Annotated in this window: 16 protein-coding genes and 1 pseudogene; 5 read left to right on the plus strand and 12 right to left on the minus strand. The window is 49.2% G+C overall.

Features of this window, described 5'->3' with window-relative positions:
- Positions 1-586: 586 nt before the first annotated feature.
- The 5 genes and pseudogenes from QVO99_RS00635 to QVO99_RS00655 form a co-directional block, all read left to right on the plus strand.
- Positions 587-751 (plus strand): annotated as a pseudogene (locus QVO99_RS00635) (radical SAM protein); the annotation flags it as partial.
- 232 nt (positions 752-983) lie between these two features.
- The gene (locus tag QVO99_RS00640; RefSeq protein WP_022315651.1) at positions 984-2,144 is read left to right on the plus strand and encodes a Fic family protein; all 1,161 of its coding nucleotides are present in this window, start codon (positions 984-986) and stop codon (positions 2,142-2,144) included.
- Positions 2,145-2,325: 181 nt separating this feature from the next.
- Positions 2,326-2,742, plus strand: a complete 417-nt coding sequence (locus tag QVO99_RS00645; RefSeq protein WP_022315652.1) for a hypothetical protein — start codon at positions 2,326-2,328, stop codon at positions 2,740-2,742.
- A gap of 436 nt (positions 2,743-3,178) precedes the next feature.
- Positions 3,179-3,958 (plus strand): radical SAM protein, encoded by a 780-nt coding sequence (locus QVO99_RS00650; protein WP_022315653.1) that lies wholly within the window; start codon positions 3,179-3,181, stop codon positions 3,956-3,958.
- 26 nt (positions 3,959-3,984) lie between these two features.
- Positions 3,985-4,920 (plus strand): mechanosensitive ion channel family protein, encoded by a 936-nt coding sequence (locus tag QVO99_RS00655; RefSeq protein WP_022315654.1) that lies wholly within the window; start codon positions 3,985-3,987, stop codon positions 4,918-4,920.
- Between the two features lie 167 nt (positions 4,921-5,087).
- On the opposite strand, the gene kduI is transcribed toward QVO99_RS00655, so the two are convergent.
- From kduI to tpiA, 12 genes are all read right to left on the minus strand, one after another.
- Positions 5,088-6,044 carry a 5-dehydro-4-deoxy-D-glucuronate isomerase gene (gene kduI, locus QVO99_RS00660; RefSeq protein WP_022315655.1) on the minus strand — a complete coding sequence of 319 codons (957 nt, stop codon included), beginning with the start codon at positions 6,042-6,044 and terminating at the stop codon, positions 5,088-5,090.
- Positions 6,045-6,115: 71 nt separating this feature from the next.
- Positions 6,116-7,483: a PTS galactitol transporter subunit IIC gene (locus QVO99_RS00665; RefSeq protein WP_022315656.1), complete on the minus strand. Its 1,368-nt coding sequence runs from the start codon at positions 7,481-7,483 to the stop codon at positions 6,116-6,118.
- 385 nt (positions 7,484-7,868) lie between these two features.
- Positions 7,869-8,663, minus strand: coding sequence for a hypothetical protein (locus QVO99_RS00670; protein WP_022315657.1), 795 nt, complete (start codon positions 8,661-8,663; stop codon positions 7,869-7,871).
- A gap of 185 nt (positions 8,664-8,848) precedes the next feature.
- On the minus strand, positions 8,849-9,622 hold the full coding sequence (lpxA, locus tag QVO99_RS00675; protein WP_022315658.1) for an acyl-ACP--UDP-N-acetylglucosamine O-acyltransferase: 774 nt from the start codon (positions 9,620-9,622) through the stop codon (positions 8,849-8,851).
- Between the two features lie 28 nt (positions 9,623-9,650).
- On the minus strand, positions 9,651-11,036 hold the full coding sequence (locus tag QVO99_RS00680) for an efflux transporter outer membrane subunit (protein WP_022315659.1): 1,386 nt from the start codon (positions 11,034-11,036) through the stop codon (positions 9,651-9,653).
- Positions 11,037-11,107: 71 nt separating this feature from the next.
- On the minus strand, positions 11,108-14,362 hold the full coding sequence (locus tag QVO99_RS00685) for an efflux RND transporter permease subunit (RefSeq protein WP_022315660.1): 3,255 nt from the start codon (positions 14,360-14,362) through the stop codon (positions 11,108-11,110).
- 196 nt (positions 14,363-14,558) lie between these two features.
- Complete coding sequence (locus QVO99_RS00690; protein WP_022315661.1) at positions 14,559-15,761, minus strand: efflux RND transporter periplasmic adaptor subunit; 1,203 nt, start codon at positions 15,759-15,761, stop codon at positions 14,559-14,561.
- A 743-nt stretch (positions 15,762-16,504) separates the two neighbouring features.
- The gene (locus tag QVO99_RS00695; protein ID WP_022315662.1) at positions 16,505-17,929 is read right to left on the minus strand and encodes a CCA tRNA nucleotidyltransferase; all 1,425 of its coding nucleotides are present in this window, start codon (positions 17,927-17,929) and stop codon (positions 16,505-16,507) included.
- Positions 17,930-18,184: 255 nt separating this feature from the next.
- On the minus strand, positions 18,185-18,904 hold the full coding sequence (locus tag QVO99_RS00700; protein ID WP_022315663.1) for a DUF4840 domain-containing protein: 720 nt from the start codon (positions 18,902-18,904) through the stop codon (positions 18,185-18,187).
- A 138-nt stretch (positions 18,905-19,042) separates the two neighbouring features.
- Complete coding sequence (folE, locus tag QVO99_RS00705; RefSeq protein WP_022315664.1) at positions 19,043-19,621, minus strand: GTP cyclohydrolase I FolE; 579 nt, start codon at positions 19,619-19,621, stop codon at positions 19,043-19,045.
- A gap of 98 nt (positions 19,622-19,719) precedes the next feature.
- The gene (locus QVO99_RS00710; protein ID WP_022315665.1) at positions 19,720-20,454 is read right to left on the minus strand and encodes an SPOR domain-containing protein; all 735 of its coding nucleotides are present in this window, start codon (positions 20,452-20,454) and stop codon (positions 19,720-19,722) included.
- A gap of 95 nt (positions 20,455-20,549) precedes the next feature.
- The gene (gene tpiA / locus QVO99_RS11125) at positions 20,550-21,305 is read right to left on the minus strand and encodes a triose-phosphate isomerase (RefSeq protein ID WP_022315666.1); all 756 of its coding nucleotides are present in this window, start codon (positions 21,303-21,305) and stop codon (positions 20,550-20,552) included.
- Between the last annotated feature and the right edge of the window lie 5 nt (positions 21,306-21,310).

Consider the following 21,310-nt stretch of genomic DNA (forward strand, 5'->3'; position numbering starts at 1 on the left):
GCTCAAATATGAAACCAAAGGTCTTAAGTTGTGTTTCCAAAGCTTCTGCATTCGACTTTTGTTTAAACCACAAAACTATTCGGTATTTTTGTGGTAATCCATTCGGTGTTTTTGTGGTGAGTCATTCGGCATTTTTGTGATTGACTTATTTTGGTTCTAAAGAAAATGTTCATTTCTTTAAGGCATTTACAAGTAAAAATACTACCTTTACAGCAGTTGAGTGCGTGTTTGCTTATCGTTGTTTATTTCCATATTTGACCAAGGTCAAACTCGGCTGCACTCGGAAAAGAAAGCAAGTTTTCTTTTCTCTCGTTAGCACGAGTTTTGCAGCACATTTGCAGCACGCTCACGCAAATAGCTTGTTTATAGACAGTGTGCATTTCGAGGAGGTAAAATAATAACGCGGTACGATTTGAGTGAGAAATGTAACATCCCAATAAGGTGTCAACTTCATCTAAAGATATGAGGCTCAAATCATACCAATCTATTTTTTCACCGTCACTAAAACAATTGTTTTCTTCTTGGTGTTAGAAATAGTGTGTATATTTGCATGACAAATAGAAACATACAAAAAAAACATCTTACCATGAGTACAGTAATATATCCATCACCGATTTTCGGACCGATACACAGTCGCCGACTCGGTGTTTCTTTAGGTATCAACCTTATGCCAGCCGACGGAAAGGTGTGCACATTCGACTGCATCTACTGCGAATGCGGCTTCAACGCCGACCACTACCACCACTGCCGTGAAGCAAGACCTCGTCATCACTTGCTACAAGCCATCTGAGAGGCAGGTAAGCAAGACCTTACCATATCTTGCAACAAACCATCTGAGAGAATACAAGCTATATCTGACATGAACAATTCTCGAAATATATGGGATTTTGTGGAGGAGCATCTTGCTCATCTTCCTGTTGTATGCGAAAAAGGGAACACCATTATTAGTGTAGCGGAATGGAATAAATAAAAAGTATAAAGATATGGCATCATACAAAATACCACTTTTGCCACTGCCTTATGACCTTGAAACTAAGACTGTGTTGCGACAGGCTAACAAGGCCAACCGAAAACTTGCAGAATTAAAGGGCGTGGCACAGGCCATACCCAATGAACGCATTCTTATAAGCAGTCTCACGCTGCAAGAAGCAAAAGATAGTTCGGCAGTAGAAAATATAGTAACCACACAGGACGATCTTTATCGTGCAGGCCTCGATGCGAATTTTACACTCATAGGCGCGGCCACTAAGGAGGTGCTGTTTTATCGTGAAGCTATCAATGAGGGGTTCAAACTGGTAAGAAATAAGAACATCCTCGCACTTAATGACATAAAACGTATACAGGAGGTGCTTGAACAAAACTCAGCAGGCTTCCGTACAACACCAGGTACACAACTAAAACGAAGCAGCGATGGAGCCGTCATTTATACCCCACCACAGGACGGTCAGCGTATAGTGGAGTTGATGAGTAACCTCGAACAATTCATCAATGATGATGAGCTTTGCCCGATCGACCCACTGGTGAAAATGGCTATCATACACCACCAGTTTGAGAGCATTCATCCCTTCTATGATGGCAACGGACGTACGGGACGCATTGTAAACATCCTCTATCTTGTCACTTCAGGACTGCTTGATTTGCCCATACTCTATCTTAGTAGGTATATCACTCACAACAAGGCTGAGTATTATGAGCGTATTCAAGCCATAAGAAATGCGACTGGCGACAATTCTGCCCAGTGGGAAGCGTGGATTCTATATATGCTTCGCGGTGTGGAACAGACCGCGGAGGAAACCATTGCGCTTGTTAAGAATATAGGTAAACTGATGACGGAATATAAGAATATTATACGTCCAGCCTTTGGAGGAAAGTATAGCCATGAGCTTCTCAACGGTCTCTTTTATCATCCATATACTAAGATTGGCCATTTGGAGAGCAATATGCAGGTATCAAGACAAACCGCAGCGAAATATCTCGATAGACTTGCTTCGCTTGGCTTACTGCAGAAGGAGCGCATGGGCAAAGAGAATTATTACATCAACACTAAGTTGATGGAACTCTTTCTTACCTTCAGTGAACAACAAGAGGCTGATAATACAGATGGTGTTGAATCTGTTCATGTTGAAAAATCGCCAAATCCTTAACATGACCCGAATAACGTGTTAAGAAATCCCGATTTTCTTAACATGATATGAATAACATGTTAAGAAATCCCGATTTCTTTAACATGAAGTGCTGACGATAGAAACATAGAACAGAAGACAAATGAGATATAAAGGCAAAAGTGTAGTACCAGATTAAAACACATTCTGACAGTAAGAATCGATGGATGAACTGGCGAAAAGGATAAAAGGACGAGTGGCAGATGCGCGTTCCCGTCTGACAATAGTGAGAAACGCAGACAGATTTCTGTCACACCCCGATACACAGAATGCGGTGAGTCGTGAATGTGGCATATTACTCCTGCCTATCAGTTCTGCCATTGAACTCAGAGTGAGATATGAACTGACAGACAAGGCATCAGAACAAAATGTTTGCTATGTAATTGATGGAGATATGGAACTTTTGCCCGATATGCAACCTTATATATTAGATAAGGGCGGCATAAACCTGTCGGACCTTATGCCGGCATATGATGCCATGGAGATAAAAAAGCATCCTTGTCATGGGGAATGGCTTCGGATATGTTCAGAAAGAAATACACTTCCAACCTATCTCCTTATCAGACGAGCGATGAGGTGAGGTCGGTAGGCGAACTATATGGCGACTCTGCAGCGTCTATGAAGGAAGAATACAGAGCCGCTGCTCAACTGGCTTTGGACATTTCATGGCTGCGACATTGTATATCGTCGGGCGCACCCGACAAACCATCCAGACAATTGGTTGACAATCGAAAGACGGTCATCTATCTGGTTGTCAGAACATTACGACGGAAAACCAGATGATCTGACAGTTTTTTTTGAAATTCTTGTTTTTACTGAAAATCAGTGTTATGAACAACTTTTACTCATATCGATTGAATTAATTCCGCCAACGGGTTTCCTTACAATTATCCGTATTGGATTCATGCTGCAATGAAGCCCATATTTGGGATAAAAACAATTGTTTTCTTCTTGGTGTTAGAAATAGTGTGTATATTTGCATGACAAATAGAAACATACAAAAAAAACATCTTACCATGAGTACAGTAATATATCCATCACCGATTTTCGGACCGATACACAGTCGCCGACTCGGTGTTTCTTTAGGTATCAACCTTATGCCAGCCGACGGAAAGGTGTGCACATTCGACTGCATCTACTGCGAATGCGGCTTCAACGCCGACCACCACCCCACCCTTCCACGCCCCACTCGCGAGGAAGTGGCTGCCGCCCTGGAAGCCAAGCTGAAGGAGATGGCAGAAAACGGACCGAAGCCCGATGTGCTGACATTTGCCGGCAACGGTGAACCTACGGCGCATCCGCATTTCGCCGAAATCATTGACGACACTATAAGACTGCGCGACAAATACTGCCCGCAGGCAAAGGTATCGGTATTGAGCAACAGCACCATGCTCCACCACAAGCAGGTGCACGAGGCACTGATGCGCGTTGACAACAACATACTGAAACTCGACACCGTAAGCATAGAATACATCAAGAAGGTGGACCGTCCGCAGCAGCCGAACTACAACGTGGAGGACATCATCGAGAGGCTCTCCGCCTTCAAAGGCCATGTCATAATCCAGACGATGTTCATGAAAGGGCAAGCAGACGGCGTGGACATGAGCAACGTGAAGGAGGAATACATCGAACCGTGGCTCAAGGCTGTGGAGCGCATCAAGCCGATGGAGGTGATGGTATACACCATCGACCGCGAAACTCCGGCAAAGGGCCTGCTGAAAGCTACCCACGAGGAGCTTGACGGCATACGCGACCGCGTGACAGCCATGGGAATCCCATGCACGGCATCATATTAAATCCCAATTAAAACCCAAACACAATCATGAACAGTCTATTCCTCGCCGCCACCTTGACCATCAAGGAAATCGAGAAGGTTCCCGAACACTCCGTGAAGGAGCTGCTCGACAAGTCTCATATGAACATCCGACTCGAAGACGCCATAATCTTCGGCATAAAGCTCGTTGTGATATACATCATCGTAAGAGTGCTCTCGGCGATAGCCAAATACCTGTTCCGCCATACGATGCGCAAACAGGCGGAGAAGGGAATGGACGTGACGAAGGTGATGTTTCTCAGGCAGATAGTGGTCACGGCGATATACATCATCGGATGCGCCTCATTTCTCTCGCTCATACCGGGAATGGAGAAGATAAGCAACTCCATACTCGCCAGTGCAGGAATCCTCGCCATGGCGGTGGGTCTTGCATCACAAGAGGCACTGTCGAACATCGTAGGCGGACTGTTCATCATCTTCACCCGCCCGTTCAAGGTGGGGGATTTCATACGGGTTGACGACGACGTGGTGGGGACGGTAATCGAGATAACGCTGCGCCACACCATAATACGCAACGTGGAGAACCGCATGATTCTGATTCCTAACAGCAAGATAAACTCTGCCACGATAATAAACTCCTCGTATGGCGACAGTTCCACCTGTGCGTTCATCGACATCGGCGTGTCTTACGACACCAACCTGGACGGGGCAATCGACGTGATGCGGCAGGAGATAATGAAGCACCCGCTGCTTTTAGACCACCGCACGGAGGAAGAGAAGAAGGCGGACGTGCCTGAGGTGGTGATACGCGTGGTGAATCTCGGCGACTCTGCCATAACGCTGCGTGCATGGGCATGGGCGGCAACGGCTGTAAACGCCACGGTGATGAAATACGACCTCTTAAAGAGCATCAAGGAGCGCTTCGACAAGGAGGGCATCGAAATACCATATCCTTACTACAACCAGATAGTAAAAACGAATTGACGGGCAGACTCTTTACTCGTCTACCCGTCAATCCGTATACTTGCCCAAATGCCTTGCAAAATACAAAAGGCTGCAAGCAGTTATAAAAAAACGGTCTAATGTCGATAGGGGATTATTCCCAATCGGTCATTAGGCCGTTTAGGTTTTACTTCATATCCACATAGGGATTACTTCATTTCCACATAAGGTATCTTGTCCATGTCGCCATAGTCAAGATTCTCTCCGCCCATGCCCCAGACGAACATATAGTTGCTTGTGGCAGAAGCGCAGTGTACGCTCCACTCCGGAGACATCACAGCCTGCTCATTGTGCAGCCAGATTACGCGGGTCTCCTGTGGCTCTCCCATGAAATGGGCGATGGCGTTACCCTCAGGCAGATTGAAATAATAGTATGCCTCCACACGACGGCCGTGGGTATGGGCTGGCATAGTGTTCCATACTGAACCTGGAGCCAACTCGGTGAGTCCCATCTGCAACTGGCATGGACCGCCCTTGCCGCCGTTCTTCTCAGAGAGCACGTTGTTTACAATCAGCTGGTTGATGACGCGGTCGTTGCTCTCTTCCATTTTTCCGGCATGGAAGCTGTTTGAGTTCAAGCACTTCAGTTTCTTGGCGCGAGCTGCATCGTTGCATACAATCATCTGTGTAGGATATGCCTTGTGGGCAGTAGTGGAATTGATATAGAACTTGGCTGGGTTCTGTGCGTCCTTGCTTGCGAAGGTGATTTCCTTTGAACCGCGGCCCACATAGAGAGCATCCTTGAAATGCAGTTCATACTGCTTGCCGTCAACGGTCACCACACCAACACCCTTGCTGGTATTGATGATTCCCACCTCACGGTTGTAACAGAAATATGGTGCCTTCAGAGGGTCGATGGCTTCGAGCTTCAGCACTTCGCCTACTGGCACTGCTCCTCCGAAAACGAGACGGTCGTACATTGAATATGTGAGGTGGATCTTGTTTGCCTCCATCACATTCTGCATTGTGAACGCACTACGCAGGCGGTCGGTGTCGTATGTCTTCACGTCCAATGGATTGCAAGCCGTCTGGATAGAATAGTCTGTCTGTGCATTGGCACACAGAGTAGTAGCCGCAAGGGCTGTAGACAACAATAGTTTCTTCATTATCTTGATAGTTTTTTGATTTATATTATATGCAGATCTGCCACATTGTATGGCATACCCACCTGCTTCAATTAGTCTTTCTTTGCCTCTCTGTCTTCCTTCACGATTCGTCTGTTGTTTATGAACATGAGGGCAAGGGTTATCACCGTCAATACTCCCATACCGAGATACTGCAGCTTGATGCCACGATAGATTACCCAACCGAAGAGAGAAGAGGCGAAATCAAGCGCACCGCCGGAGAATCCTTCCGGTATCTCGGCTGCCTTGTCGCCAGTGGCATCAAACACATGCTTTGCTGCCATTGTGAAGTCGGGTGCCATGTCGGTAACGAAATACAGGCCGATGACGAGAGCCACGAGTCCGATGATGAGCGTCTTCACCACATTGCCCTTGGTGAACGGCAATACCATCGGGAAGAGGTAGAACATTCCGGCGAGCGATGCCAGCGGCAGGAACTGGTTGCCGGGCAGGAACACTGCCAAAGCGAGAATCACGGGAATGAGGATTATAGACACCACGAGAGTCGTGGGATGCCCGATAACAAGAGCCGGACTCATGCCGATATGCACCTTCTTGCCGTTGAACTTGGTCTTCACCAGTTCTTGTGTCTTCTCTGAAATAGGCTTCAGTCCTTCGATGAAAAGCGAGGTGATACGGGGGATGAGTTCCATCACGGCTCCCATGGTGACGCCAAGGAAGAGTATCTTCTTGATGTCGAGCTGTGCTGCCCATCCGATGAGCATACCCACGATCACTCCCAGGACGAGGGGCTCGCCGAGCACACCGAACTTCTTCTTCAGTCCTTCTGCGTCGATATCGAGTTTAGAGAAGCCCGGGATGAGGTTGAGCAACTTGTCAAACACGATGGCGAAGGGCATGAAGCTCTGACAGAACGGCTGAGGAATGGAGATTCCTTCGAGGTCGTAGTATTTCTGGAATTTCTCTGCCGTCAGGTCTGCGCATACCAGAGTGATGATATAGCAAACGATGGCAGCGAAATATCCCCAAAGCAGACTCTCACCCATCACGAAATAAGCCACGGCTCCGATAAAGGCGAAATGCCAGTAGTTCCAGAGGTCGATGTTCACCGTGCGTGTGGTCTTGGTAATGACCATCAGGAAGTTCACTCCCAGACAGATGGGGATGATGAGCGCTCCCACGGCGGTGTTGTATGCCACGGCAGCTGCTGCCGGCCAACCCATATCAAAAACGTTGAGCTGCAGGTGATAGATGTCTGAGATTCCCTTCAGCGGGTCGTTGAAATTGGTGGTCAGCAATGACGTCACCACTCCCAATCCTACGAATCCCACACCGACAAAGAGCCCCGACTTGAGTGCCTTGCCGAATTTCATACCGATACACAGTCCGATGATGGTGAAGATGATAGGCATCATAACACTTGCACCCAGACTGATAATGTAGCCGAATACTTGTTCCATTGTATTTTCCTGTTTATGTTTTTTTGATTAGCTTGTTAGTAGATATAAATAGTTCGGGGCAAAGTTAGGCAAAATATTTGAATAAGCATCTTTATTATTGTAAAAAGTAACATTAATGCATAAAGAGCGGACATGAATGACGGCAAAAGATAAATGACGGTAAAAGATAAGAGTATACAGTTCTGAATCTGTCGGAACACATGACAAGCAAAACGGGCATGGGTCAGAGCATAAAAAAACATAGCCCCTGCCATCACGGTAGAGACTATGCACATTTTATTGCTTATGATCGGCGAAATCTCAAAAAGTCAAATTGCCGATTTTTCTTTTCGCATGTTTAAAACTTACCTTTAATTCCTTATTGTCATTTATCATTCATCGTCATTTATTTGTTGATCTTCATTGTCTTCACACCGTCTGCCGTGCGGATGGAGATGATGTTCACACCCTTGGCGAGTGGCAGCGTTGCTGTGTCACCGGCATTGAGTCTTGCCTCGGCGAGACACATTCCGCTTGGTGTGCATACACTGACGTTGCCTGCCATACCGCCCACTACGATGGCGTTGCCCTCAACACGGAATTTCATGTCTGCATTGGCAGCTGCGATAGAAGCCGACTCTCCGTTGTAAACTCTCACGTTGTCGATTGCCATGTGCTGTGCGAGCTTGCCCTTATACTGCCATGCGATATATACCGGCGTGGTGTCATCAGTGAAGCATTTGGTGATGTCGTATACCTTATGTTCAGGTTTCGTTGTCTCACCGTCAGCAAGGTCTTCGGCGGTATATCCCTTCAGCGTTTCGATTGGCGCCCATTCCACTGCGTTGTATGAATAGTATACTCCAGCCTCAGTGCTCTTCTTTGTCGTGGCATTGTAGTAGTCGATGTCAAACTCCAGGAATGTCTTCTCACCGTCTTTCAGTTCTCCGCGAACGAGTGGTGGTGTGTCGAGAACTGCCCATACCAGTGTGTATCCTGCCACTGCTGATGATATTGAAGCGAAGTCTCCTTCGAAGTTGCCGCTTGTGACAGGAATCTCATACCAATTGTCGAAGCGCCACAGATACTGGTCCTGCATCTTGCCGTCGAGTTTCTCGATAATCCAGTTTTCTGGTGTCAGTCCGCCGGTGAAGTCTTCTGAGAACGGCAGCGAATATGTCGGTCTGTTGCCCTTTGCCATTGTCTCAACTGCCGGCAGCGACTCAACGCCGTCTGCATATACAGAGCGCTTTGTGGAAGCATTTTATGACCGACAGCTATCCGGACAAGAGAAGCCCGGCATACCTCAATACTACGAAAATAGGGAACTAACCTCGCGGCCAATTCCCTACAAAAACCATGCTATGAAAAAATATTAGGTATGATTTACATTTTACTTATAATTCCAATCTTAGATGCTTCAAGGAACGCAACTATAGATTCAATCTCCTTGCCTGGCGGCACCTGTTCCTTGATCTGGTTTATGGCATCAAACACGCTCGTCTGTCCGTGGAACACGAGGCGATAGGCATTGGCGATATGGCCTACCACCTTTGGTTCAATGCCAGAATTGTGGAGAAGGGCCTCGTTTACTCCTCCGTAGCGCACTGGGTTGTCAGTGGCTACGATAAACGGAGGTACGTCTTTGCTGATGCGCACACCGCCGGTGACCATCGAGGCTCCACCCACACGCACATTGGCGTTTACGATAACACCGGAAGAGAAGATTACGGCACTGTGGATTTCGCAGTCGCCGGCAACCTTAGTACCATATCCGAATGTGCAGTAGTCGTCAACCTTTGTGTCGTGAGACACGTGGACACCCTCCATGAAGAAGTTACGGTTGCCGATACGTGTCTCGCCGGTCTTGAATGTGGCACGGTTGATGACAACATTCTCACGGAAGATGTTCTCGTCGCCGATAATCAGCGGTGTGTCGTCACCACTGAAATTGAAGTCCTGTGGCTCAGCACCGAGCACGGTGTTCTGATAAACCTTGTTGCCCTTTCCCATCCGTGTGCCCTTCATGATGCTCACGTAAGGATAAATCACGCAGTCGTCGCCGATGACAACGTCGTCCTCGATATAGGCGAAAGGATAGACAGTGACATTCTTGCCCAACTTTGCGCCCGGGGCTATATATGCTTTTTCACTTATCATGATATACAAGTTTAAATGGTGTGTAACTTTAGTTTCTTCCTCCGCCGAGAGCGTAGTAGAGGTTCACAACAGCCTGCATCTTGTAGAAATCATCTGCCACCTTGGAGAGCTGCGCATTGAGCAGGCTCTGCTGTGCGGTGATTACCTCAAGATAGGTGCTGCTGCCCTCGTTGAAGAGAAGCTTGGTGTATTCCACGTTCTTGGTGAGACTTTCCACCTGCTTCTGCTCCAGCTTCGACTTCTCGTCAGAAGAGTTGTAGAGCACCAGGGCATTGCTCACCTCACTGCCGGCAGAGAGCACGGCATTCTGCCATGTGTTATATGCCTGTTCCTGCTTTGCCTTGGCCACCTTGAGTCCTGCCACGAGCTGACCGTGGGCAAAGATAGGCTGCACGAGGCTACCTATGGCATTCCACAACATCTTGCCAGGGTTCACGATACCTGCACCACCGCTGTTGGTATATGCACCAGAACCGCTGATTGTGATGCTTGGATAGAAGCGCGAACGAGCCTGGTTGGTGTCGTAGAAGCACTGTGCGAGCGACATCTCGGCGTAATGCACGTCGGGACGGTTGCTCAGGAGCTGTATGCCGATGCCGGTAGAGAATTCCGAAGGCAACGACTGCTCGTCGAGCTTTCCGCGGCTGATTGTCTGTGCCGGCTGACCGAGCAGAAGGGAGAGGGAATTCTCCACTTCACGAATCTGGCGCTTCAGGTCGGCTGCCTGTGCCTGCACCGAATAGTAGTTAGACTCGGCGCTCTGCACGCCAGTCTCCTTCACACGTCCCAATTCCTTCTGGAGCTTCATGATTTCCCATGTCTCCTTGGTGAGGTTTGTCATGTTGTCTACAAGTTCCAACTGCTTGTCGAGCATCATGAGAGTATAGTACATGTTGGCGATGTTTGAAATCAGACCAGTCTGCACTACGAGCTGATAATCCTTGGTGGCGAGCAGCGACATCTGTGCGCTGCGCTTCACGTTCAGCAGATTGCCGAAGAGGTCGATGCTCCAGCTTGCCTGCACTGGCAGTGAATATGTCTTCGTTGCCTTGTTGCCGTCCCACGAAGAGATCACTCCCTGTGGCGAGAACGTGAACGATGGCACAAAAGCGAGCTTTGCCACCATGAGCTGCTCCTCCACCATCTTCACGTTGAGAGCAGCGTTGAGCATGTTGGTGTTGTGAGTCAGTCCCTGCTCGATGAGCGACTGCAGCTGAGGATCGGTGAAGACGCTGCGCCAAGGCAGGTTGCCGAAGCTCGTAGTGTCGCTTACGGCGAGAGTGTCGGCGATGGAAGCGGAGTCGCGCACCAGGCCCTTCACATTCACGTCGGGACGCTCGTATTTATTGTATATTCCGCAGCTGCCAAGCAACAGACCGGCAGAGGCGAAAGCTATAATACTCTTGATCTTCATATAGATAATGTATTTTTATAATCCCAGACCCAAAGGAGGTGAGTTTCTCCGATGGGACTGGATATATTATTTTATTTCTTTGAGTTCTTGTCGATCTCTGCCTGCAGCGCACCAGCCACATATGGGTTGGTATACTGTTTCACCTCAGAGTCAACAGAAGCATTGTCGCCCTCAAACTCGATAGGCTTGATCTTCTCCTGCAATGTCTGGAAGATGTAGAACAACGCTGGAACGACCATAATCTGGCAGAGCATACCGATGAGCATACCACCTACGGCTGCCGCTCCGAGTGTCATGTTTCCGTTGTAGCCTACGCCCCATGGCATGAGCAATGGCAACAGACCGATGATCATGGCGAGCGAAGTCATCAGGATAGGACGCAGACGGGCAGAAGCTCCGAGCACTGCCGACCATGAGATGGCCATACCCGTGCGACGGCGTTCAAGGGCGAACTGCACGATAAGGATGGCGTTCTTGGCGAGAAGTCCCATAAGCATGATGAGCGCGATCTGCATGTAGATGTCGTTGTTCTTACCAAACATGTTGGTGAAGAGGAACGCTCCGGCAAGACCAAACGGAATAGAGAGGATTACCGAAAGCGGCAGTACATACGATTCATACTGTGCCGAGAGAATCAGGTATACGAAGGTGAGACACAACGCGAAGATTATCGCAGTGGAGTTGCTTGATTCCTGCTCTGTACGTGTCAGACCTGAGAACTCGTATGTGTAACCGGCTGGCAATGTGGTCTTTGCCACCTCGTCCATAGCCTTGATGGCATCACCGGTAGAATATCCGTCGGCAGCAGAAGCGTTCACGTTGATAGAGGTAAACAGGTTGAAACGGTCGATCTCCTGTGGACCATATACACGCTCCAGGTTTACATACTCCTGGATAGGAGCCATCTGACCAGTCTGAGTGCGTACGTAGATGTTTGCAAGACTCTTCAGGTCGGCACGGTCTTTCGGCTCTGACTGGATATACACACGGTAGAGCTTACCGTATGAGTTGAAGTTGCTTGCATACATACCTCCGTAGTATCCCTGCATGGTGGTGAGCACCGTGCTTGGGTCGATACCGCTCTGCTTACACTTTGCCACATCGACATCAATCTTATACTGTGGATATTTAGTGTTGTATGATGTCATGGCATTGCTGATTTCAGGACGCTTGTTGAGCTCACCGATGAACTTCTGGGTGATGTCATAGAACTTGTTCACATCGCCACCGGTGCGGTCCTGCATAGAGAATGTCATACCGTTGGTAGCAGAGAATCCCTGCACCATAGGCGGCTGGAAGGCAAGAATCTGCGCTCCCTTGATGGCTGCCGTCTGCTTGTATATCATACCGAGCACCATACCGGAACCGAGGTTGTGCACACCGATATACTTCAGCGGTCCCTCAAGTTTCTGACGCTCCTCGAATGACTTCAGCTTGATGATGAACGTACCCTGGTTGGATCCCTGGCCGGCGATGAAGTTGTATCCCATGATACGCATACGGCTGGCGATGGCAGGGTTGGTGGCGAGCATACGGTCCACCTCGTCCATCACCTCGTTGGTCTTCTTCATTGAAGTTCCTGGAGGAGTGGAAACGGTACAGAATACAGTACCTGTATCTTCGTCAGGCACAAGACCTGTCTTTGTGGTTGACATGAGTACTGCCATTACTGCGATACCGACAATGACAGAACCTATTGCGATAACCGGACGCTCAACCAAGCGACGCACGCCCTTGGTGTACTTAGCCTGCACCTTTCCATAGGCAGCATTGAACGAAGCATGGAAACGGTCTACCATCGACATCTTGCGCTCTGAACCGTCCTCGTTCTTAGGCTTCAGCAACATTGCACAAAGCGCTGGAGAAAGAGTCAAGGCGTTGAGGGCTGAAATGATGATGGAGATGGCCATCGTTATACCAAACTCACGATAGAAGGTTCCTGACGTACCACCCATGAAAGACACCGGCACGAACACTGATGCCATAACGAGGGTGATGGAGATGATGGCGCCCGAAATCTCGTTCATGGCATCGATAGAAGCTGTCGTCGCCGACTTGTATCCAAGGTCGAGCTTGGCATGGACAGCCTCGACCACCACGATGGCGTCATCGACCACAATGGCGATGGCAAGCACGAGGGCGGCGAGCGTCAAGAGGTTCAGCGAGAAGCCGAACACATACAGGAAGAAGAAGGTACCGATCAACGACACTGGCACGGCAATAAGCGGGATGAGCGTCGAACGGGTGTCCTGCAAGAAGATATACACCACGATGAACACGAGCACGAATGCCTCGAAGAGGGTCTTGATGAGGTCTTCGATAGAAGCGAAGAGGAACTCGGTAACGTCCTGCATGATATCGAAGTGGATGCCAGGAGGCATTGTTGCTTCCTGCTCTTTCAGCAGCTTCTTGATGTTTGTAGCAATTTCTGTAGCGTTAGAACCGGCAGTCTGTGTCACCATCATGGTTACAGACGGCTTGCCGTTGTTCTTTGACTCCACGCTGTATGAGAGGGCTCCCATCTCCACGCGTGCCACGTCCTTCACACGGATGGTCTGTCCGTCTTGTGTAGACTTTATGATCATGTCGCCGAACTCCTCTGGAGTCTTCAGACGACCTTTGTAACGGAAGGTGTACTGATACTGGTTGTCAGACGATTCGCCCACAGAACCAGGAGCTGCCTCGATGTTCTGCTGAGCCAGCACTCCTGTGAGGTCGGCAGGAATCAGTCCGTAGCTTTTCATCTTCACCGGGTCTATCCAGAGACGCATGGTGTAGTCTTTCTGGGAGAAACACTGACACTCACCCACACCGTTCACACGCTTGATGGCAGGAATGACGTTGATGTTGGCATAGTTGGTGAGAAACTTGTCGTCGTAGCGGTCGTCGTCGGCAGTAAGACCGAAAAGAATCACCGTTGACGACTGGCGCTTCATCACCGTCACACCGGCCTTGGTAACCTCGGCTGGCAGAAGAGCTGACGCCTGTGACACACGGTTCTGAACGTTCACCTGACACATGTCGGCATTCATACCCTGCTTGAAGAACACTGTGATGGAAGCCGAACCGTCGTTTGTTGCAGAAGAGGTCATGTATGTCATTCCCTCCACACCGTTGATTGACTCCTCCAAAGGAGCAAGCACGGAATTAAGCACTGTCTGCGAGTTGGCACCCGTATATGAGGCACGCACCATGATGGTAGGAGGCGCCATGTTCGGGTACTGCTCGATTGGCAGCGAAATGAGTCCGATGACACCGAGTATCACTATCAGGATAGAGATCACGGTGGAGAGCACCGGGCGTTTGATAAATGTATCTAATCTCATTGTTGTAATTTTATTTAGGTTGACGAGTTGACAAGTAGACAAGCTGACAAGTCAGCCGGAGATCCGACAGGCCGGCTTATCTGCAAGAAGCATTACATCAACTGCCTGTCAGCAATCATGGCTGCCTCAATCATCCACTACCCTTTTTGACGGGTCATGCGAGGACTCCTTGCCATTTCGTCTCTTCTCTACTTGTTTATTTTCCGAAAGCCTTCTTCAGCTTGCTCAGGTCGCCCTGGTCAGCGCCCAGAGCCTCGGTCTTCTTCAGTTTCTCCTGATATTGTGCCTCTGTGAGAGGAGTGATCTTCTGTCCGTCGGTAAGACCTGAGATACCGTTCATCACGATACGGTCGCCTGCCTTCAGGCCACTCTCGATGATGTAGTTCTTGCCGTCGTTGTTAGGATTCACGGTCACAGGGGTGTATTTCACCTTGTTGCCCTCGCCAACTACGTATACGAAGAACTTGTCCTGAACCTGAGATACGGCATCCTGCGGGATGATGATAGCCGAAGAAGACACATGTGGCACCACGATGCTGCCAGAAGCGCCGCTCTTGAGCAGATGCTCAGGGTTAGGGAAGTCGGCACGCATAGAAACGGTACCTGTAGTAGGGTCGATCACGCCGCTCACTGTAGCCACATGTCCGTCGTGGTTGTATACAGTTCCGTCAGCGAGCTGCAGCTTCACGGCTGGATAATCCTTGATTGCAGCATTGATACCGCCAACGCCCTTTGTCATGTCCAGAAGGTCTTTCTCTGTTACTGAGAAATACACCTGCATAGTGCCGATGCTCGACACAGTGGTGAGTGGCTGCTGGCTTGAAGCGCTCACCAATGCGCCCACACGGTATGGCAGATCGCCTACGACACCGTTGGCAGGACTGGTGATATAGCAGAAGTCGAGGTTCTGCTTGGCTGATACATAAGCTGCTTCGGCCTGTGCCACGGCTGCATAGGCTGCCTCGAGATTGTTCTTTGATGACTGAAGCTCGTAAGTACCGATAACGTTGTTCTTGAAGAGCTTCTCATTGTTTGAGTATGTCAGCTTGGCTGTGTTGAGCTGAGCCTTTGCTGTGTTCACGGCTGCCCTTGCCTGGCGCACGGCTGCCTGGTAGGTCTCGTTGTCGATGACGAAGAGGAGCTGGCCTTTCTTCACTGCCTGGCCTTCATGCACACACAACTTGGTGATGAATCCAGACACCTTAGGACGGATCTCCACGTCCTGCACTCCCTTTATCGTAGCAGGATAGGTGGTCTGCAGCTCTGCTGACTGCACACCTACTGTCCTTACCGCATATTCGTCGTCGCCGAAATCCGGTTTTCCACTTTTCTTGCCTCCGCCGCATGACACGAGCACTGCGGCAAGCAACAGAATAAATAAATTACTCTTTTTCTTCATACCTATTTATAATATTAATGTTTTCTATGTATGTAAAATTATATATGTAATGATTTGTATATTATATATGTAAAACTACCTAATATTTCTTTCTTGATTTATCCGCCCCGGCTGCTGACGGCATTCACATGCTAAAACAAACTTCCGGCGGAACATTTACAGAAAACCCAAATACTTTTTTCAGTTTTCAGATGCAAAATTAGCCATTATTCTTCATACTATGATGGCATGTCAATGATTATTGTTTTGTTTTAACTAAATTTTAAGGAAAACGGAAAAGCCATCAGTCACAATGGTCACGCCACAAGAACTTTGGAACACTGGCAACAGAAAACTGCATCAAGCCATCATGCCGTTTGTGGGTTGAAATCCAAACAAATATTTCAATAAATGGGCAACATGCTTGCCCATGTTGGGTAAGCACCGTTCTCAAGTGGGGCAAGCAGCGTGCCCCACTTGGGCAGATTTCACGCTCAACCGCTGCCCGATATTCTTATTTATTGACATTCATGGCTTCAGGAATTGTCCAGCACATATAAGCATCTGTATACACTGGCGGCACGGATACGCTTACGTTTCCTGTTGATTTTTGAAAAGACAAAAGCTCATGCTTCACTTAAACAAAAATCGGTCATTAGAACGTTTAATGGCATTTTACATGCACCACTTGTTCTAATGACCGATTTTGAAAAAAATGTGTCGAGCGTTTATAATCTGATACCACTCAATGTATCAGAAAGGACTCAGCACAGTCCCATAGCCTTCGCCTTTTCCATCAGCAGCTGCATCAGCGGTTCTCGCTCGTTAGCCACCTTGTTGTCGAGTACGGCATTCTTCAGCGTCTGCTTCAGCGTGCCCACCTCTCTCGATGGTTTGAGATGGAACATCTCCATTATCTCGTTGCCGTCGATTACCGGTTGCAGCAAGCGCTTGAAGTCCTTTTCCTTAAGGTCAGTGAGTTTCTCGCGCACCATACGGAAATTCTCGAGGAACTGCTGCTTGCGCACCTGGTTTTTGCTCGTGATGTCTGCCTCGCAGAGAATCATCAAGTCGTCGATATCGTCGCCGGCATCATTGATGAGTCGGCGCACGGCGCTGTCGGTCACCACATCGTCGGCGATGGCGATGGGGCGCATGTGCAGGTCGACGAGTTTCTGCACGTATTTCATCTTGGCATCCATCGGAAGCTTCATCCTGCGGAATATCTCCGGCACCATCTTGGCACCGATGAAGTTGTGGTTGTGGAATGTCCATCCGGCAATGGGGTCCCAGCGCTTGCTGCGCGCTTTTCCGATGTCGTGCATGAGGGCTGCCCAGCGCAGCCACAGATTGTCGCTCCGGCGGCTAACGTTGTCGAGCACCTCAAGTGTGTGATAGAAGTTATTCTTGTGTGCCCTGCCGTTTTTGGTCTCTATGATATCGAGAGCGCTAAGCTCCGGCATTATCAGCGGCAGCAGTCCGCAACGCTGCAGGTCAACGAATCCCTTGCTCGGTGTCTTGGTCATCATTATCTTGTTCAGCTCCTCTTCCACTCTCTCTCCGCTAATGATCTTTATCCTGTCGGCATTGCGCTGTAGCGCGTCGAAGGTCTCTTCTTCTATAAAGAAGTTGAGCTGTGTGGCGAAACGTATGCAGCGCAGCATGCGCAGCGGGTCGTCGGAGAAAGTGATGTCGGGATCGAGGGGTGTGCGTATGATGCCGTCTTCCATGTCGTATACTCCGTCGAAGGGATCCACGAGCTCGCCGAAGCGGTCTTTGTTCAGGCATACGGCAAGTGCATTGATGGTGAAGTCGCGACGGTTCTGGTCGTCTTCGAGCGTACCGTCTTCAACTATCGGCTTTCGTGACCCACGGGTGTAGCTCTCACGGCGGGCGCCTACGAACTCAACTTCCGTTCCCTTGTATTTCACCTGTGCCGTTCCGAAATTGCGGAACACGGAGATATGAGCCTTCCTGCCGAGCGACCGCCTCAGTGCGTCGGCCACCTTTATCCCACTGCCCACCACCACGACGTCAATGTCGTTTGACGGGCGCTCAAGAAAGAGGTCGCGCACGTAGCCCCCCACTACATAGCACTCCAGTCCGAGGGAGTCGGCTGCATCTGAAATTTTATGGAATATTTCTTTGTCAAGTATTTGTGCCAGTTCGGCATCACTCAATAGTCTCATATACTGTATATAAATAAAAGCGGCTGCAAAGTTAATGATTTTGTATAAGATTATGAAATTTAGCCAATGACAAAATACAGACAGGTGGCATTTTAACTCAAATCGACCATTAGGGCTTGCTTGGATTTTGATTTTTAGAAGAGCGGATTTTGTTTTTTAGAGAATGGATTGGGGAAACAAAAAAACTGCCGCAGCAAGTGACTATCCATGTAGTCAACCTGCTGCGGCAGTATATCTCATGTCTGCAATATGCTTTTATTTCTCTCCGTTGAACTCGAAGATGAGATCCTGGAGTTCTGTTCCGGTAGAGTTGTTGTCGTAGAGAGCCTTTCCGTCGAGGAGCTTGTCCTTGCCGTTCACGTCCTTACCGTCGTAGATGGCAGCCTCGTAGATCTGGATATAGTTCTTGTTGGAACTGTAGATACCTCTTGTCATGCTGATGAAGGCGATGGCAATGTCGTGTGATGCACCACCGAAGTTGAGCGTCATTCTTACGGGGTTTGGAGCCACATAGTAATACAAGAAGCTGTTCTTGGCGGTGAAGATGCTGAAGTTCATCTTCAGATCCATCGTTCCCACTTCCTCAGCAGACTTCACGATTTCGTCGTTGCGCTTCAGCTTGGCGAGTTCGTCGGCAGAGAGTTCTGCGAGCTGCTGCTCGGTATAGTTCTTCGTTACAGGCAATGACTTGAAGAAGAGCTTCACAGGGAAGTCGTAGATGGTGATGGTGTTGTCGAGCGACATCTTTGTGGTGACAACGAGCGAGTCAACCTGCTTGGGGTATTTCGTCTTGTCGATGTTCTTGTCAAACCAGTACATCTTTCCTCTGTATGTTCCGGCTGCGTTCATGAGCCAGTTCTGCTTCTCCTTGTCTGAGAGCTGTTCATCGTCGTTGCTGTCGAGACATGACACCATTGTCATAGAGACCATCAATGCCATAAGCATCAATGGCAGTAGTTTTCTTAGTTTCTTCATATTACAAATAATTTTTATTTCATTTTTTACCTGTAAAACTCCGATGATGTCATTTCATTGCATGGCAACGGTATATTTTTTCTGTCTGGTATGGAGGATATTCCACCGAGCCTCACTGCCGGCACCGGCTGCAGGGCATCACTTATGGATGAGGTTCATGAACTCCTGACGGGTCTTTGCCTGTTCGAAGGCACCGCAGAAGTCGCTGGTTGTGGTGATGGAGTTCTGCTTCTCCACGCCTCTCATCTGCATGCACATGTGTTTAGCCTCAACCACCACGATTACGCCCTGTGGATGCAAAGTCTCGTTGATGCAGTCTTTTATCTGCTGCGTCATTCTCTCCTGCACCTGCAGACGATGGCTGAAGATGTCTACCACGCGCGCTATCTTGCTCAGTCCGGTGATGTATCCGTTGGGGATATACGCCACGTGCACCTTTCCATAGAACGGCAGCATGTGGTGCTCGCAGAGCGAGAAGAAGTCGATGTCCTTCACGATTACCATCTGGTTGTATTCTTCCTTGAAGAGTGCGTCGGTAAGCACTTTGTGTGCGTCCTGCGTATATCCGCGTGTCAGCACTTGCATCGCCTTGGCTACGCGCATCGGCGTCTTGAGCAGTCCCTCACGCTCCGTGTCTTCACCGAGCAGGTTAAGAATGCTCTTGTAGTTCTCCGCCAGCTGGTCGAGCCCGGGGCGGAATTCTGTTTCGGGATTCATTATATTGTTTTATTTTAGTTTACTGATTAACGATGTGTCATACCCTTCCTTGTGGGGAGTAAAGGCGGGAACTGACTTTTCTCAGCCGACGGGACAGATCAGTATGCCACTGTAATCTTTCCCTTCACGATGCAAGCCTGTTTGTAGCCCATCGCCTTGATGCCTCTGAGAATCTGTTCCGCCTCTCCGTATGACCGGAAGTTGCCCACCCGGCATATCCATCGCGGAGAATAGAAATGCACGTAGACTGGCTGGTCGGGGTATTTCATCTTTATGTCGTTGCCTATGCGATTTGCCTTCTCGCGGTCGGCTCTGGAATTTCCTCCTGAATATGCCTGGATGCGATAGCCGGTCACCTTGCGGCTGTTGCGCATCATCTTCTTGCTGGTGTCTACAGGCTGCTGGCTGTCAACAGGCTGGCGGTCCTGGCTTCTGTGTGTGTTGTTTGCTTCGGCAGAAGGGTTCTTGTGCTCCGTGGAGTCTCCACGGTGATGCTCTCCTGCAGTATTCTTGTTGGGAGCCGCGGTGTGGTTTTCTTTCTTTTCCGTGGCAGCCGTATGGTGGTCTTTCTTGTCGGCAGGAACATGGGTCTTGTTTTTCTTGTCTTTGTCGTCCTGAGGCACGACGTTCTGACCTGCCTTCTGCTTAGAGGCCTGTTCCTGTGCGTATTTCAGTTTGGCGTTGTTCACCAAGTTGTCTATATCGGCACTTTGCGTCACGGTAATCTTTCCCTCTCCCGGCTTGGATTTCTGCAGGTCGTTGAGGAATGTCTGTGCCTTGGCGCTGGTGGCGAGGCATACCGTGAATACTAATATAGCGATGAACTGTTTCATGTTTGTCTTTTTGCTTTAATATAAAAAGGAGAGTCCTCTGCCGCCAATGCCGTTTGCAGGCATTCTGCGACAGGGGATGCTCTCGTATTCAATTATTATCGTGCGTCGATGATACCCTTGAAGTCGGCAGCTTTCAGAGAAGCTCCACCGATGAGTCCACCGTCGATGTCTGGCTTTGCAAACAGCTCTGGAGCGTTGCTTGCCTTGCAGCTTCCACCATAGAGGATGGTAGTGTCGTCGGCTACTTCCTTGCCATACTTGTCGGCAATCACGCTGCGGATGTATGCGTGGATCTCCTCTGCCTGGTCGGCAGTGGCGGTCTTGCCTGTACCGATAGCCCAGATTGGCTCGTAGGCAACGATGATGTTCTTGAATTCCTCTGCTGAGAGGTTGAACACGCTTCCTTCGAGTTCTGCCTTCACAACCTCGTTCTGCTTGTTTGCCTCACGCTCCTCAAGGCTCTCGCCGATGCAGAAGATTACCTTCAGACCGTTTTTCAGCGCCAGGAGCACTTTCTCCTTCAGTACCTCTGGAGTATCATTGTAATAGCCTCTGCGCTCTGAGTGGCCGATGATGACATACTGTGCACCGGTGCTCTTCACCATCTCTGCTGACACCTCGCCGGTGTATGCGCCCTTCTCCTTGTCGGCGCAGTTTTCGGCTCCAAGACCGATTACACTCTGATCGAGGAACTGTGCGATGCTTGCCAGATGAATGAATGGAGTGCAGATTATCACTCCGCAGTTTGGCTTCTGTGCTGTCAGTGTGTCGTTAAGCTCCTTTGCCAGAGCTACTCCGTCTTGCAGGTTCATGTTCATCTTCCAGTTTCCTGCTACAATTTTCTTTCTCATTTCCT

The sequence above is a fragment of the Prevotella sp. CAG:592 genome, assembly GCF_000436015.1.
GTDB lineage: Bacteria > Bacteroidota > Bacteroidia > Bacteroidales > Bacteroidaceae > Prevotella > Prevotella pectinovora.